General features: G+C 60.8%; 12 protein-coding genes and 1 pseudogene. 6 read left to right on the top strand and 7 right to left on the bottom strand.

The genetic code is table 11. The annotated features are described in order from the left end of the window. Nucleotides 1-12: 12 nt before the first annotated feature. Nucleotides 13-267 carry a hypothetical protein gene (locus tag AO240_RS19090; RefSeq protein WP_017848398.1) on the top strand — a complete coding sequence of 85 codons (255 nt, stop codon included), beginning with the start codon at nt 13-15 and terminating at the stop codon, nt 265-267. A gap of 292 nt (nt 268-559) precedes the next feature. Here AO240_RS19090 and AO240_RS19085 read toward each other — a convergent pair whose 3' ends face one another. From AO240_RS19085 to AO240_RS19070, 4 genes are all read right to left on the bottom strand, one after another. Next, nucleotides 560-1117 carry a GNAT family N-acetyltransferase gene (locus AO240_RS19085; protein WP_099238330.1) on the bottom strand — a complete coding sequence of 186 codons (558 nt, stop codon included), beginning with the start codon at nt 1115-1117 and terminating at the stop codon, nt 560-562. Nucleotides 1118-1133: 16 nt separating this feature from the next. Next, on the bottom strand, nt 1134-1595 hold the full coding sequence (locus AO240_RS19080; RefSeq protein ID WP_099238328.1) for an LEA type 2 family protein: 462 nt from the start codon (nt 1593-1595) through the stop codon (nt 1134-1136). Between the two features lie 12 nt (nt 1596-1607). Next, entirely contained in the window at nt 1608-3035 is a 1428-nt protein-coding gene (locus tag AO240_RS19075; protein ID WP_099238326.1) for a nucleobase:cation symporter-2 family protein, read from the bottom strand. A gap of 94 nt (nt 3036-3129) precedes the next feature. Beyond that, on the bottom strand, nt 3130-4245 hold the full coding sequence (locus tag AO240_RS19070) for a Gfo/Idh/MocA family protein (protein ID WP_099238324.1): 1116 nt from the start codon (nt 4243-4245) through the stop codon (nt 3130-3132). A 444-nt stretch (nt 4246-4689) separates the two neighbouring features. Between AO240_RS19070 and AO240_RS19065 the strand changes: the two genes are divergently transcribed. The 5 genes from AO240_RS19065 (at nt 4690) to AO240_RS19045 (ending at nt 10033) form a co-directional block, all read left to right on the top strand. After that, nucleotides 4690-5730, top strand: coding sequence for a YCF48-related protein (locus AO240_RS19065; protein WP_099238370.1), 1041 nt, complete (start codon nt 4690-4692; stop codon nt 5728-5730). Nucleotides 5731-5745: 15 nt separating this feature from the next. Next, nucleotides 5746-8121, top strand: coding sequence for an RND family transporter (locus tag AO240_RS19060; protein ID WP_099238322.1), 2376 nt, complete (start codon nt 5746-5748; stop codon nt 8119-8121). Nucleotides 8122-8238: 117 nt separating this feature from the next. Next, entirely contained in the window at nt 8239-8535 is a 297-nt protein-coding gene (locus AO240_RS19055; RefSeq protein WP_099238320.1) for a DUF5629 family protein, read from the top strand. Then, entirely contained in the window at nt 8522-9697 is a 1176-nt protein-coding gene (locus tag AO240_RS19050) for a lactonase family protein (protein WP_099238318.1), read from the top strand. Before AO240_RS19055 ends, AO240_RS19050 begins: the two co-directional genes overlap by 14 nt. A 156-nt stretch (nt 9698-9853) precedes the next feature. Further along, entirely contained in the window at nt 9854-10033 is a 180-nt protein-coding gene (locus AO240_RS19045; protein ID WP_099238316.1) for a hypothetical protein, read from the top strand. A 164-nt stretch (nt 10034-10197) separates the two neighbouring features. Here AO240_RS19045 and AO240_RS19040 read toward each other — a convergent pair whose 3' ends face one another. The 3 genes and pseudogenes from AO240_RS19040 to AO240_RS19030 form a co-directional block, all read right to left on the bottom strand. Then, nucleotides 10198-10791: a glutathione S-transferase gene (locus AO240_RS19040; protein WP_099238314.1), complete on the bottom strand. Its 594-nt coding sequence runs from the start codon at nt 10789-10791 to the stop codon at nt 10198-10200. After that, nucleotides 10788-14426: an AAA family ATPase gene (locus tag AO240_RS19035; protein ID WP_099238312.1), complete on the bottom strand. Its 3639-nt coding sequence runs from the start codon at nt 14424-14426 to the stop codon at nt 10788-10790. The genes AO240_RS19040 and AO240_RS19035 overlap by 4 nt, the downstream gene beginning before the upstream one ends. Then, nucleotides 14423-15671, bottom strand: a pseudogene (locus AO240_RS19030) (exonuclease SbcCD subunit D C-terminal domain-containing protein). The gene AO240_RS19035 and the pseudogene AO240_RS19030 overlap by 4 nt, the downstream one beginning before the upstream one ends. Nucleotides 15672-16088: the final 417 nt, after the last annotated feature.

The raw sequence follows: 16088 nt of genomic DNA, 5'->3' as shown, positions 1-16088 counted from the left end.
AGGTAATTCAACATGAGCTTCAATCTGGCCAACAAGACCCTCGCCGAACGTGCCGAGCTGGAAGATGAAAAGTCGCGCCTCTATGACCTGTGGCAAAGCAACCTGGGCAAGGCCAAGGGCGAAGCCGCGCGCTTGTTCGGCGAGCGTGCCAAGCGCAAGGGCAAGTGGGCTGAATGGGTGCGTGCCGAGCTTGACGGAATGTCACCGCCGGAGTTCTCTAACATGGTGCGCAGCGAAGTCAACAAGCTGATGGCCGCGGCTAAATAAAGCACGCCGCTGCGCGTCAGCGGGTTTTACATACACAGCAGATTTGCCTTCTGTGGGAGCGGGCTTGCTCGCGATTACGGTGTGTCATATAAATATTTTTCAACTGATACACCGCAATCGCGAGCAAGCCCGCTCCCACAGTTGACCGAGTTCGGCTTGTGATGTTGATCTGGCTTTTGATCGTGATTTTGATCTGGAAGCGCCCCGTTAAGCCACGATGGCCGAACGCAGATATTAGGGAGTGAGGGCATGCCTGATGTACCGGTACGCCTGCATCGCCAGCAAGCCCTCTTCAGCGCTCGAAGGATCTAAAGCGCAACCACTCCTCACGAGTCATCTCCCAAATCTCCCGCGGCAAGATGCCTTCGACAAACCGGTCTTCATCGGTCCTGATCAGCCGCATCCCCGCGCGCTCGGAAATTCGCCGCGACCCCAAGTTAGGCGCGGCCTTGGGCACGCGCATCAACGGGCGCTTAAGCACCTCAAACCAGTATTCAGTCACCGCTGCGCTGGCTTCGGTCATCAACCCGTGGCCTTGCCACTGCGGGCCTAGCCAGAAGCCACGATTGTTGTCCGGCTGGTCTATCAGGCTAACACTGCCGATCAATTGCTCAGGCGCGCTGTTGAGGCGGATCGACCAGTGCCATTCTTCGCCTCGATCCATCGCCGGCAAGGCGCTGTGCTCAAGATAGGTACGCGCGCCGTCAGCCGGGTAGGGCCAAGGCACCTGAACGTTGAGGTAACGTACCACCGCCCAATGCGCAAACTGCTGCTGGATGGCGTCGGCATCATCCAACACCAGCGGGCGCAAAATCAGACGAGGTGTGTAAAGGGTAGGCAGCACACCCATGTTGTACTTTCCTTGGTCACCAAGTGGCGGTGTTTGGCAGATCAAGCGTGCCACGCTCGACAAAACGCATCGTGCCGAACAGCCCACCGGCGAGCTTGCCGCGCAGCACATACGGCAGGTTGTTCAAGCTTTGCGTCTGGCTAATGCCCAGCGTCTGACGCAACACCGAAAACGCCGAAACACTCACCGGCACCGTCAGCACGGTCTCGGAAAAGCGTGGGATAGAACCCGTTTGATCACTTACCCCCGACGCCAGCGGCCGGCCATTGACGTCCAGGTCCAGCGCCACGCCGCTGTAGTCGATCGCCGTTTCATTGGGGTTTTGCACCCGCAACTTCACGGCGAAACGCACTTCCATGTCCTGGCTTTGCAGCGGCTCGATGCCCACTACCGTAATGTTCACCGGGTCGCGGCTGGGGAACAGCGCGCAGGCGCTCAAGGTCAGCAGCAGTAACGATAGAACCATGAGCTTGCGCATAAAAAGGCGCTCCTAGTGTGTGACGTCCGGGTCCTGCATGACCTTAAGGGTCGAAGACTCCGGATCAAATTCATCTTCCTGCAGCGCTATGAACTCCTCCGGCAGGAAAATGTTCAACAGGATTGCACAGAACGCACCCACGGTGATCGGCGACTCAAAGATGTTATGCAGCGCCTTGGGCAGATCGCGCAGCACTTCCGGCACGGCGGCAACGCCGAGGCCCATGCCCAGCGAGATCGCCACGATCAGCACGTTGCGCCGGTGCAGCCCGGCTTCGGCGAGGATCTTGATGCCCGCCACCGCCACGGTGCCGAACATGATCAGGGTGGCGCCGCCGAGCACCGGCTTGGGCATCAATTGCAGCACCGCGCCGATCATCGGGAACAGCCCCAGCAGCACCAGCAGGCCGGCGATAAAGTACGCCACGTAACGGCTGGCCACGCCGGTCAACTGGATCACGCCATTGTTCTGGGCGAAGGTCACCATCGGCAGGCTGTTGAAGGTCGCCGCCATCACCGAATTGAGGCCGTCGGCGAGCAAGCCCGACTTGATGCGCTTGATATACAGCGGGCCTTTGACCGGCTGTTGCGAAATCATCGAGTTGGCGGTCAAGTCACCCGCAGCCTCCAGCGGCGAAACCAGAAAGATCACCGCCACCGGGATAAACGCCACCCAGTCGAACGAAAAACCATATTTGAACGGCACCGGCACGCTGATCAACGGCACGTGAGGCAGCGCCGCCATGTCGACGCGGCCCATCCACCAGGCCACGGCAAAACCCACGCTCAGGCCGATCACGATCGAACCCAGGCGCAGGAACGGATTGCTGAAGCGGTTGAGTACCACGATGGTCAGCAGCACCAGTGCCGCCAGCCCCATATTGCTCGCCGCACCCAAGTCGCTGGCACCAAAGCCACCGGCCATGTCAGTGACCGCCACTTTGATCAGCGACAAGCCCATCAAGGTGATAATCGTGCCGGTGACCACCGGGGTGATCAGCTTGCGCAGCTTGCCGATGAACTGGCTGAGCAGCACCTCGACAAACGCTGCAAAAAAGCACACGCCGAAGATCGTCGAAAGGATTTCATCCGTGCCACCGCCACGCGCCTTGACCATAAAACCGGCACTGAGGATCACGCTGATAAACGAAAAGCTGGTGCCCTGCAGGCACAGCAGCCCCGAACCGACCGGGCCGAAGGTGCGTGCCTGCACAAACGTGCCGAGGCCCGACACAAACAGCGCCATGCTCACCAGGTACGGCACTTCGCTTTCCAGGCCGAGCACACCGCCCACGATCAAGGTGGGCGTGATGATGCCGACGAAGCTGGCGAGTACGTGTTGCAGGGCCGCAAAAATCGCCGCAGTGAAGTGCGGGCGGTCTTCCAGGCCGTAGATCAGGTCGGATGTATAACGGGGGCGAGGGGTTTGAGCGTCAGACAAAATACAGGCCCGGTAGGGAAAGGGGCGCGCAGGATGCCAGAAACTGCCGGCCGTCGACAGGGGTGCTCAACGCTCACGGCGGCGCTGCGCCCCGTTACACCTCGCCAACCGTGACCCAACGCGCTTCACGCGCGGCCAGGCGAATCGCGGTTGCCAGTTGCTCGACCGCCCACGCACCCTCAAAGTCGGTGCCCTGCGCACCTTGCCCGGCCAGCGCCATGATCAACTCGTGGACTTCCAGGGTCTTCAGCTCGTTGTAACCCAGTTGGTGCCCGGCCGCCGGGCTGAATGCTGCATAGCCGGGCAGGGCGGGGCCTGCCAACACACGCTGGAAACCGTCCTGGCCAGAGCGGCAAACACGCAGCTCATTCAAGCGTTCCTGATCGAACGCCAGCGTGCCTTTAGTGCCGCTGATCTCAAAACTCAGGTGGTTCTTGTAGCCATGCTTGAGCCAACTGCTGCTCACCGTACCGCGCGCGCCATTGGCAAATCGCAGTAGAGCATGCACCTGATCATCCACGGCAATCGCGCGGGTTGTTTGGCTGCCCGCCGTGGCAGGGCGTTGGGCGTGCACGGTCTGGGTGTCGGCGCACACGCTGTGCACATCGCCGACCAAATAGCGCGCCATCGACAGCAAGTGGCTGCCCAAATCCGCCAACGCGCCACCGGCATGTTCCACTTCGCAGCGCCACGACCACGGCGACGCCGGGTCGGCCATAAAGTCTTCGCTGAACTCACCCTGAAAGCTGATGAGGTCGCCCAGCTCGCCATTCGCAATTATCTGCCGCGCCAAGCTGATCATCGGGTTGTGCTGATAGTTGTAGCCGACCCGCGTGACCACCCCGACCGCACTGGCGGCGCGGCGCATGGCGTCGGCCTGTTGCAGGCTCACGGCCAGCGGTTTCTCGCAATACACCGCCTTGCCCGCCGCAATCGCCGCCATGGCCATGGGGTAGTGCAGATGGTTGGGCGTGGTGATGGCGACGACATCCACCGTGCTGTCGTTGATCAACGCCTGCCAGTCGCCATGCGCGTGCGCAAAGCCCCACGCCTTGGCACAGCGTTGCGCGCGCTCGGTGTCGGCATCGGCCAATGCCGCCAGTTTCAGCTGCACCGGCAGGTCGAATACCGCCCGCGCATTGTTGAACGCCAACGCGTGGGCGCGCCCCATGAAGCCTGTGCCGATCAGGCCGATTCCGAGTTCACGCATAGCCGTCGTCCTTTGAATTATTGTTTTCAGGAAGGCTATTAATGGAATAAAAATTCTCATAATTCAATAGATGGAATAAAAATTCATTTTTGCCGATCGGTGATCGTTCCCACGCTCTGCGTGGTAACGCCGCCAAGAACGCTCCGCGTTCCGCTGTCTAGGCAAAGCTGAAGTCTTGCCCCATGGTGACCCGTAGCGTCACCGGATGCCTCCTCACGTGCAGCGCTGCAAAGATCAATGCGGTTGATGGCGCTATATTCAGCACGTGGCCAAAAGCCGCCAGTTAACAAAAGATAACGTAGCGCCGATTGTCAGACGATTCGAAAGCCCGATAGGATGGCCCTTGCTTCCGTCAGGCGCTCTAGATTGCAGGTTTCAGGGCGCGGGAAGGCAAGACCACCTAACAATAATAAATCGGGAGAAAGGTCTATGAGTGAGCCCGCCATGGGTTGGGTTATTCGCCCCCCACGCGCCGCACGCAAGGTTGCGTTGCTGGCCGCAGCGCTCTCGCTGTTTGCGGCAATTGCGTTGCCGAGCGTGGCCCACGCGGCCAGCGATACTGCCGCACAGCCGGCGTTTGCGATTGAATCCACCAAGGCCGCCAAAGGCCTGATGATCGACGTGACCCACGCCGGCAAGCGCCTGGTGGCCGTTGGTGATCGCGGGCACATCCTCTATTCCGATGACCAGGGCAGTCGCTGGTCGCAAGCCAAAGTCCCCACCCGCCAACTGCTCACGGCGGTATTTTTCGTCGACGACAAGCAGGGCTGGGCGGTCGGTCACGATGCGCAAATCCTTGCCAGCACCGATGGCGGCGCCACCTGGGCCCAGCAATACCAAGACCTCAAGCGCGAAGCGCCGTTGCTCGACATCTGGTTCAACAACGCCAGCCACGGCTTGGCGGTAGGCGCCTACGGTGCGCTGATCGAAACCACCGATGGCGGCAGAACCTGGACGGACGTCAGCGACCGCCTCGACAACGAAGACCAGTTCCATCTCAACGCCATCGCCCAGATCAAAGACGCCGGCCTGTTTATCGTCGGTGAGCAGGGCAGCATGTTTCGCTCCAGCGACGACGGCCAGACCTGGGAAAAACTCGAAGGGCCGTACGAGGGCTCGCTGTTCGGCGTGATCAGCACCGCGCAACCGCAGACCCTGTTGGCCTATGGCTTGCGCGGCAACCTTTACCGCTCCACGGATTTCGGCAACACCTGGGAGCGAGTTGAATTGGCCGCGACGCGTGGCGCCCTGGAATTCGGTTTGTCGGGGGCGACCTTGCTCGATGACGGTTCGATTGTGGTGGTGGGTAACGGCGGCAGCGTGGTGGTCAGCCACGACGATGGCCAAACCTTCAGCGTGTTCAATCGCCCTGACCGTATTTCGCTTTCGGCTGTGACGGCGGCAGGCAATGGCAACTTGATTCTGGTCGGGCAGGGCGGTGTTCGTGTCGCCATGCCGACCGGCGCCGAACCGACAAAACAATAAGAAGGCGGAGCAAGCATGAGCAGTCATCACAACGATAAAGCGACCTTTCTTGAGCGCCTGATTTTCAACAATCGCCCGGCCGTGATCGTCATCTGCCTGCTGGTGAGCGTTTTTCTGTTCTGGCAGGCGACCTTGATTCGCCCGTCCACCAGCTTTGAAAAAATGATCCCGCTCAAGCACCCCTTCATCGAAAAGATGATGGAGCACCGTAACGACCTGGCGAATTTGGGCAACACGGTGCGTATCTCGGTGGAGGCCAAGGACGGTGACATTTTCAGCCAGGCGTACATGGAGACCCTGCGCCAGATCAACGACGAGGTGTTCTACATTTCCGGCGTCGACCGTTCGGGCCTCAAGTCGCTGTGGAGTCCCAGCGTGCGCTGGACCGAAGTCACCGAAGAAGGGTTTGCCGGCGGTGAGGTGATCCCGCAAAGCTACAACGGCTCGCCGCAAAGCCTCGACCAACTGCGCAACAACGTGCTCAAGTCCGGCCAGGTCGGGCGCCTGGTGGCCAACGACTTCAAGTCGAGCATCGTCGACATTCCGCTGCTGGAGTCTTACCCGGACCCGCAGGATCAGGGCAAATTGCTGGCCCTGGACTATCGCAAGTTCTCGCATGAACTCGAAGACAAGATCCGCGACAAGTTCGAAGCGCAGAACCCCAACGTCAAGATTCACATCGTCGGTTTTGCCAAGAAGGTCGGCGACCTGATCGACGGCCTGGTGATGGTGGTGCTGTTCTTCGGCGTAGCCTTCGTCATCACGCTGGTGCTGTTGCTGTGGTTCACCAACTGCCTGCGCAGCACCATCGCGGTGTTGAGCACGACGCTGGTGGCGGTGGTCTGGCAACTCGGCTTGATGCACTTCTTCGGTTTCGGGCTCGACCCCTATTCGATGCTGGTGCCGTTCCTGATTTTCGCCATTGGTATTTCCCACGGCGTGCAGAAGATCAACGGTATCGCCCTGCAATCCAGCGAGGCAGACAACGCACTGACCGCTGCGCGGCGTACCTTCCGGCAACTGTTCCTGCCCGGCATGATCGCGATTCTGGCTGACGCCGTTGGGTTTATCACGCTGCTGATCATCGACATCGGCGTGATCCGCGAGCTGGCCATCGGCGCGTCCATCGGCGTGGCGGTCATCGTGTTTACCAACCTGATCTTGCTGCCGGTGGCGATTTCCTATGTCGGCATCAGCAAGCGCGCCATCGCCAGGAGCAAAAAAGACGCAAACCGTGAACACGCGTTCTGGCGCCTGCTGTCGAATTTTGCCAGCCGCAAAGTCGCGCCTGTCTCCATCGCGCTGGCGCTGGTCGCCTTCGGCGGTGGCCTCTGGTACAGCCAAAACCTCAAAATCGGCGACCTCGACCAAGGCGCACCGGAGCTGCGCCCGGACTCGCGCTACAACAAAGACAACAACTTCATCATCAGCAACTACTCCACCAGCTCTGACGTGCTGGTGGTGATGGTCAAAACCAAGGCCGAAGGCTGCTCGCGTTATGAAGCCATGGCGCCCATCGACCAGTTGATGTGGAAGATGCAGAACACCGAGGGCGTGCAATCGGCAATCTCGTTGGTGACGGTGTCCAAGCAGATGATCAAGGGCATGAACGAAGGCAACCTGAAATGGGAAACCCTGTCGCGCAACCCCGACGTTTTGAACAACTCCATCGCGCGAGCCGATGGCCTGTACAACAACAATTGCTCACTGGCGCCGGTGCTGGTGTTCCTCAACGACCACAAGGCCGAAACCCTCGACCGTGCGGTGCATGCGGTGCAGGAATTCGCCAAGGACAACAACAAGGACGGCCTGGAATTTATCCTCGCCGCCGGTAATGCCGGGATCGAAGCGGCCACCAACGAGGTGATCAAAGAGTCGGAGCTGATCATCCTGATTCTGGTGTACCTGTGTGTGGCGACCATGTGCATGATCACCTTCCGTTCCTGGGCGGCGACCCTGTGCATCGTGCTGCCGCTGGTGCTGACCTCGGTGCTGGGCAACGCGCTGATGGCGTTCATGGGCATTGGCGTCAAGGTGGCGACCTTGCCGGTGGTGGCGCTGGGCGTGGGCATTGGCGTGGACTACGGCATCTATATCTACAGCCGCCTGGAAAGCTTCCTGCGCGCCGGTTTGCCGCTGCAAGAGGCGTACTACCAGACGCTCAAGTCCACCGGTAAAGCGGTGCTGTTCACCGGCCTGTGCCTGGCCATTGGCGTGTGCACGTGGATATTCTCGGCCATCAAGTTTCAGGCCGACATGGGCCTGATGCTGACCTTTATGCTGCTGTGGAACATGTTCGGCGCGCTGTGGCTGCTGCCGGCGCTGGCGCGGTTCCTGATCAAGCCCGAGAAGCTGGCGGGGCAGAAGGGCAATTCGCTGTTCGCCCACTGATCCAAAGGGGTTGCCGAAACGCCGTGGCCTGTGCCACGGCGTTTTGCATGGCGCGGCCTTGGGTCGATGCAACAATTTGCCCTATCATGCGGTCTTTCCTCTTGATGATTGATGGTTATGACTGCCGACACTGCTACCTTGCTCGACGCTTTTAAAGACTGCCAGATGGTCGAAATCGACGGGCTGCACACCTTCGATTTCAGCCTGGATGAACACACACTGCTGATCATTTGCATGGACGGTCGCGCCGAGAAACGCTGGAGTTTCAGCCTGGAGCAGGTTCGCGCGGCGATCTTTGATCAAACTTTGCAAAGCTGGACCCTGACGGGTGACTCGGGCGAGCATCGCCTGGTGTGCATGAACGGCGTCACCGGCAATAATAACGATGAGGAAGAAGCAGATGATGATGCGTAAATTCTGGCCCCTGCTGATGGCGGGCAGTGTGGGTGCGATGTCGGTGCACGCCGCACCGGCACAGACCTTTGAGCTGTTAGTGGGCAGCTACACCGCCGGCACCAGCGAAGGCATCTACCGCCTGCAATTCGACAGCCGCACCGGCCAGTTCAACGGTAAACCGGTGCTCGCCGCCAAAGCTGAAAACCCGTCTTGGCTGACGCTCTCCAAAGACCAGAAACACCTGTTTGTGGTCAACGAAAACGGCCCCGGCCAGCACGACCCGGTTGGGCGTATCAGCAGTTACAGCATCAGCCCGAACAATCATCAACTGACCCTGATCAACCAGGTGCAAAGCCTGGGCAACGAGCCGACGCACTCCAGCCTCGCCGCTGACGGGCGTTACCTGTTCGTCGCCAACTATTCGGTACTCGAAGATCCGGGCGGCAGCCTGGCGATTCTGCCGGTCGCCGCCACGGGCAAATTGTCGGCGCCGGTGCAAATGAGCGCGCACCCGGCCAGCCGCGTGAACCCGGAACGCCAAGCCTCCAACCATGTGCATTCGGTGGTGTCGTCGCCGGACGGCAAGTATGTATTTGTGCAGGACCTGGGCGCAGACAAGCTGTTCGCCTACCGTTACAACCCCAACGCCCATCACGAGCAGCCACTCACCCCGGCCGACCCGGCTTCGGTGCAGTTGCCGGGTGGCAGCGGCCCGCGTCACTTGCTGTTCAGCGCTGACGGCAAGCACGCCTGGCTGACCACCGAGATGAGCGCGCAGGTCGCGGTGTTTGATTACAACGACGGCAAGCTGACGCAAACCCAACTGGTCGACTTTGCTGCCGGGCAACCCGTGTCCGACAAGGCTGGCGCCGCGTTGCACGCTTCAAGCGACGGTAAGTTCCTTTACGTGAGCAACCGTGGCACCGCCAATCAGATGCTGGTGTTCAGCATCGACCCGGCCACCGCGCACCTCACGGAACTGCAGCGCCGCACCGTAGAAGGCGACCACCCACGCGAGTTCAGCCTGGACCCGAGCGGCAAGTTTTTGCTGATCGCCAACCAGAAAAGCAACGAAATTGTGGTGGTCGAACGTGACCCGAACACCGGCCTGCTGGGTAAAACCGTGCAGAAATTGCCGATCGATGCGCCCAGCGACCTCAAGTTTCTGCTCCGTCAATAAGCCACAGGCCCCGCATTGCGGGGCCTGACTCGTTGTATTAATTCTATTAATAGCGGCTAATGTTTCAATGCATTTCTAAGGTGCAGCCCTCGGGCGTAAGTTGGGTTCCAAGGCCTTCCCCGGCCACCCAACCAAACGAACACAAGGGTCACCGCCATGAACTTCAATCTCTTCTCGATCATCGCCGCTTCCGCAGTGTCCGCCACCGTGGCCTTGCCGGCCGCCGCCAGCGTTGACGTTATCGGTAAAAAATCCAGCACCAGCGCCTACACCCAGAAATACCTGCAACAAAGCGCGAATTTCTACGCCGCCCTCGACCACAAAACCCAGCACTGAGCGTAAGCCGGTCGACAGTTCAACTGTGTGTGGCTTGATCGTTCCCACGCTCTGGGTGGTAATGCATCCCGTGACGCTCCGCGTCACCTTGCTAAGGCATTGAGCATTGCGTGACCCAGAGCGTCCAGGGCGGCGTTACCACGCAGAGCGTGGGGACGATTGATTCAGGGTTTTGCCATGATGGCGATGAACAGCGGCGACTCCAGAAAGCGCTGTAGCCACGCGTGCAGACGGTGATACGGCGTGGCTGCAAACCACGCCCGATCAACATGCGCGAACTGCCGCACAAACGGCGCCAGGGCCACATCGGCCAAACTCAAATGCTCGGCCAGCAAGTATTCCCGTCCGGCCAATAACCCCTCCAGCTTGTGCAAAAACACCTCGCCCCCGGCCCGATAATTTTCCATCGGCTGCTCGGGGTAGCGCTCGGCGTACTTGTATCGATCCAAATGATGTTTGAACGCCTGGTCGTTCTCGGCAATCAGCGCCAGCACTGCCGGGTCGCCTTGCAGCCACCAATCCTCAGGGTCGTGCTGCGCCAGCGCCCATTGCATGATCTGCAAACTCTCATCAATCACCAAGCCGCCCACGCTCAACACCGGCACCGTGCCTTTGGGCGACAGCGCAAGCATGTCGGCCGGCTTGGCCTTGAGGCTCACCTCAATGATGCGCACCGGCACGCCGCTGTAGCGCAACGCTAGCCGCGCTCGCATCGCGTAAGGGCAGCGGCGAAACGAATACAGCAGCGTTTCGCTCACTTGACCTCCACAGTACTCAGCCCGTTGCCCTGGCGTTTAACCTGGATCTGCACCGGGATGCGCTCGTGCATTTCCTGCACGTGAGAGATCACCGCGACTTTGCGGCCCTGCGCCTGCAAACCATCCAGCGCGTCCATCGCCAGTTGCAGCGATTCGGGGTCGAGGCTGCCAAAGCCCTCATCGATAAACAGCGACTCGATCTTCAACGTGCTCGACGCCATCGACGCGAGGCCCAAGGCGAGTGCCAGCGACACCAGGAACGTTTCGCCACCCGACAACGAGTGCACCGAGCGCAATTCATCGCCCATTTCCGTGTCCATCACCAACAACCCGAGCATGCTGCCGCCGCGTTTGAGGCGGTAGCGACGCACCAGTTGGCGCAACTGCACGTTGGCGTGGTGCACCAGCAGGTCGAGGTTGTAGGCCTGGGCGATCTTGCGGAAGGTGTCGCCGGTGGCCGAGCCGATCAGCGCATTCAGGCGTGCCCAGCGCTGCCACTCTTCATACGCCTTGCTGATCTGTTCGGCCAACGCGTGGTTGGCGTCCTGCCGGCGTTGGTCTTCGGCCTGGCGCGCGCGCAATTCGGCGCAGTGTTTCTCGCCGTCGGTGAGTTGCTGGTTGAGTGCGGCCAGTGTGCTGTCGAGCGCTTCGGCTTCCAGGTTGCCGTTGTGCAATGCCTGATGCTCGGCGAGGCGTTGCTCGCGTTCTTGCAGCAACACCTTGGCTTGTTCAACGGCTTTTTCGCTGTGTTGCAGCTGTTGACGCAATTCGCTGACGCCGCTGTCGCTAACGGCCAACAAGCGCGTCAGCCCGTTGTCATCGAGTTCGCCGTGCTGCGCGCGCCACTCGGCCAGGCGCGCGTCGAGGCTTTGCTGCTCGGCGGCCAGTGCGTGCTGGCGCTCTTGCTGTGCTTTGAGGTCGGCAGCCAATTGGGTCAGGGTGTTGCGCAGGTCTTGCAACTGTTGGTTGGCGTCGGCCTCGCTTTGGCGTGACTGCAGCACCGCGTTTTCGAGTTGCTGTTGCCACTGCTCGGCACTCGCGTGATCACCCAACAAGGCGCCGAGTTTTTCCTCGGCGGCGTGTTGTTGGCTGGCCAATTCGCTGACCTGTTGCTGCAGCGCGTCCAACTGCTGCTGGCGATGTTGCTGATGGGTCTGTTGTTTCTCGATGGCCTGCTGGCGCTCTTGCTGTTCGGCCACTTCGTCGCGCTGATGGCCCAGTTGTTCCAGGCGCTGGCTCACCTGCTGGTCCAACTGCATGAAGGTTGCCGCCGGTTCGCGGCGTAAGCCTTCCAGGGTTTCAGCGGGTAACAGGCTGGCAAACGCAGTGAGTTCTTCGTCAAGCCGCTCGCGGTCGTTGGACAGCTCGCGCTGTTGGTCCACCAGCAATTGCCGGGCTTTTTGGCTGGCGTCCTGCGCGGCTTGCAGTTGTTGCTGCAAACGCCCGGCATTTTGTTGCAGGTTGAGCAGGGCGCCCTGGCGTTGTTCGTCCGCAGTGATGCTTTGTGTCAGTTGGGCCAGTTGCTGGGCCAGCCAGGCGCTGCGCTTGGCGGCGTCCTGATTGAACAGCGAGGCCGACAGCGGGTGTGCCTCCAGGCTCGGCGTCAGGCCTTGTTGTTGCGTCGCCAGTTGCTCTTGCTGCTGCAAAAATTCCTTTTGCTGGGCAATCAGCCCACCCACTTCGCCGCGCAGCTCGGTGAGTTTTTCCTTGAGCGTGTCCACGGCTTTCTGTGCGCTGGCCGCTTCATTTTCGTCATGGCGACCGAGGCTTTGCAGCAAGGCTTCGGGCTGGTGATACGGATGCTCATGGCTGCCGCACACCGGGCATGGCTGTTCATCCTGCAACTGTTCGCGCAATTCCTCGACGCTGGCGCTGCGGGCCAGGCGCTGGCGTTCGAGCAATTGCCGGGTCACCGTCAGGGTGTGTTCGGCCACGCTGAGTTCGGCCTTGGTTTGCAGGCCGGTTTGGTTCAGTTGCTCGCGTTGCTGTTGCGCCTCCGCAAGTTTTTGCGTGAGGCTGGCGGCCTGCTGATCAAGCTGCTGCTGGCTGTCCCACAAACGCGTCAAGTCTTCGAAAGCGCGCTGTTGTTTGCGATTGTCTTGCAACAGGCTCGCAAGTAACTGGATCTGCTCGGCGACAGCGTGCGGTTCGGCACCGGCTTCCTGATACAACAGGTCCAACGCATCGCGTTGCTCAGCAAATTTTTCGGCGGCGGTGGTCGCGCGCTGTTCAAGCTGCGGCAGTTCAGCCTGGCCCTTGTTCAAGCGGTTGCCGATCAGCATCAGCTGTTGCAGGCGGTCGCGGTAGGCGCTCCAGGCATCACTCAGCGGCGCGAGGGCGGCGCTGCGTTCCAGTTCGGCGGCCAGGCGTTGCAAGCGCTCGGCGACCTGGCGGTGTTTTTCCTGCAAGGCTTGCAGCAACACCTGGCCTTCGCTGCAAGCGGTGTGTTGCTGCTGTTGGTCGTCGCTGCGTTTGGCCAGGTCTTTGGTCAGGTGGGCGAGGGTGCTTTGTTCTTCAAACGCTTGACGCAGCAATGGCAGGGCGTCGGCCTGGTTTTTCAGCGCGTCGGCGAGTGCCGCCTGGGCTTCGGCTTGCTGTTGTTGCGCCTGCTCCTGACGGGCATGCAGGGCGGTTTGCTGCTCGATGTGTTGCTGAATGTGTGCGGCGAGCGGCGTCAGTAACGTGCCGAGTTCAGCCTGCCGTGCAAACTGATGGCGTTGCGGCGCCAGTTGCTCCAGAAGGCTCAAGTCCTGACGTTGCGCGCCCTGGCCGTCCCAATGCTGTTGGGCCTGTTGCAGTTGCTCCATCGCGTTCTGCTGGCGTTCCTGCCATTCGCGCAGTTCCTTGAGCCAGGTGTGCTGAAGCTCCAACTGCTTGAGCTGCGCCTGCTGGGTCTTGAGCTGTTGCTGGGCTTCGGCCAGCTGTTGATCAAGTTCGGCGCGCGCTTCGGGCGCCAACGGCACCACGCCGGTGGCCTGGTCTTGCAGGTGTTTGTGCGCGTCTTTGGCGTCTTTGGCCTTGTCGAAGGCGCGGCGCCCCAGCTGGGTGTAAAGCGCGGTGTCAGTGAGCTTTTCGAGCAGCTCGCTGCGCTCGTTGTCGTTGGCCTTGAGGAACGCGCTGAACTCGCTTTGCGCCAACAACACCGCACGCGTGAACTGCTCGAAATTCAGGCCCAGCGCCAGTTCCAACTGGGTTTTGTATTCGGTTTTCTGGCTGGCCAGCAGTTGGTCGCTGTCGAGGTCGATCAGGCTTTGCCGGCTGTTCTGTAATTTGCCGCTGGCCTTGTCGCGCGCGCGGTTGGCTTCCCAGCGCGCACGGTAGCGGCGGCCGCTGACACCGACAAAATCGACCTCGGCGTAACCGCCGCCCGTGCCGCGCCGTATCAAGGTGCGTGGGTCGCCGATGGAAATATCGCTGTCGGCATCCGGCATTTTCGCCTGGCCGGTATCACCCAAGCGCGGCACCGCGCCAAACAGCGCCAAGCACAGCGCATCTAGCAGGGTACTTTTACCCGCGCCGGTCGGCCCGGTAATCGCGAACAACCCGGCGCTGGCCAAGGGTTCGGCGGTAAAGTCGATGTCAAACGGCCCCGCCAGCGAGGCGAGGTTTTTCAGGCGGATGGCGAGAATTTTCATGGCTGTTCAGCTCCCTGTTGCACTTCCTGGAGCAGCACGGCGAAATCCTTCAAGGTCTGTTCATCAACTTCACTGCCGTAGCTGTCTTGCCAGGCGCGGCTGAACAGCTCCTGCGGCGTGAGCTGGTCGAGTTCGATCAGGCGCTCCTCATCCGTGGCGTCGCTGCCGCGTTTGCCGGCATATTCGGCGGCGATGCGCACCAGGCGCACGGCTTTGCCTTGCAGGGCGGTTTCGACTTGCTGGCGCAGGTCTGGCTGCGGCTCGTCAAGGCGCACGCGCACTTCCAGCCACGGCTGGCGCTGGGTGTCGGCGAGCAAGTCGATGTCGGGCAAGTCGCCCAGTTGTTTAAGAATATCCGCCAGCGGTGCGGCCTCAAGGCGTTGCAGGTTGACCGAGCGCGGGATCAGGCGCGGCTCGACGCTGAGCAGTTTTTCGCCCTCGAACGTCACATCGAGAATCTGGTGTTTGTAGCCGATTTCGGAAAACGACAGCNGAGGGGGGAGGGGGGGAGCCGCTGTAGCGAATGCGTTCCTCGCCATTCACCCGTTGCGGCTTGTGCAAATGGCCGAGGGCGACATAGCCGATACTCGCATCGAACAGCTTGGCTGGCAGCGCCTCGGCATTGCCGATGATCAGGCTGCGCTCGGAATCTTCCGACACCGAACCGCCCGCCATGTGCGCGTGGCTGATGGCAATCAACGGCTGGCCTTTTTTGCGTTTGGCATTCGCAGCGGCGATCAGCCATTCATGCACCTGGCCAATGCCGCGCAGGTAATCATCGCCCAAGTGCGCGCCGGTGACTTCTGCCGGGCGCAAAAACGGCAGCGCCAGGCACCACGCGGCGACCTTGCCTTTGGCGTCGGGCAGCGGGATCAGCAAGCGTTCGGCATCCAGTTGGCCGTCATCCAGCCACAGTACCCGGCCCAGCGCATGGGTGCGCAGGCGGCGCATCAACGGCGCGGGCAATTCGATGCGCGAGCCGGAATCGTGGTTGCCGGCGATCATCACAATCGTGAGTTTCGGGTTTTGTTCGTGGGCGCTGATGATGAAATCGTACAGGCGCTCCTGGGCCTTGAGCGGCGGGTTGACCGTGTCGAAAATATCGCCGGCGATCAGCAATACATCCGGGCGCTGGGCTTTCAGCTGGCCGAGCAGCCATTCGAGGAAACAGGCGTGTTCGAAGTCGCGTTCCTGGCCATGCAGGTTTTGGCCAAGGTGCCAGTCGGAGGTGTGAAACAGACGCAAGGCGAACTCCGTGGAGAAGATGAAAAGAAGGGGAGTTTACCTGTAAACCTGTTAGAGGGGGCTTGCTCCCGATGGCGGTGCGCCAGTTGACACTTGTATTGACTGAACCACCGCTATCGCGAGCAAGCCCGCTCCCACAGGGGTTGTGCGGTGTGCAGGTAGATTGAGTGCTGGCCTTGAACGCTGCAGGTCAAATGTGGGAGGGGGCTTGCTCCCGATGGCGGTGCGCCAGTTGACACTTGTATTGACTGAACCACCGCTATCGCGAGCAAGCCCGCTCCCACAGGGGTTGTGCGGTGTGCAGGTAGATTGAGTGCTGGCTTTTAACACTGCAGGGCAAATGTGGGAGGGGGCTTGTCCCGCTCCCACAGGGGTTGTGCGGTGTGCAGGTAGATTGAGTGCTGGCTTTTAACACTG

Origin of the sequence: Pseudomonas sp. ICMP 460, assembly GCF_002723595.1 — a bacterium.
Taxonomy (GTDB): domain Bacteria; phylum Pseudomonadota; class Gammaproteobacteria; order Pseudomonadales; family Pseudomonadaceae; genus Aquipseudomonas; species Aquipseudomonas kitaguniensis.
This window is presented reverse-complemented; position numbering and strand designations above follow the sequence as displayed.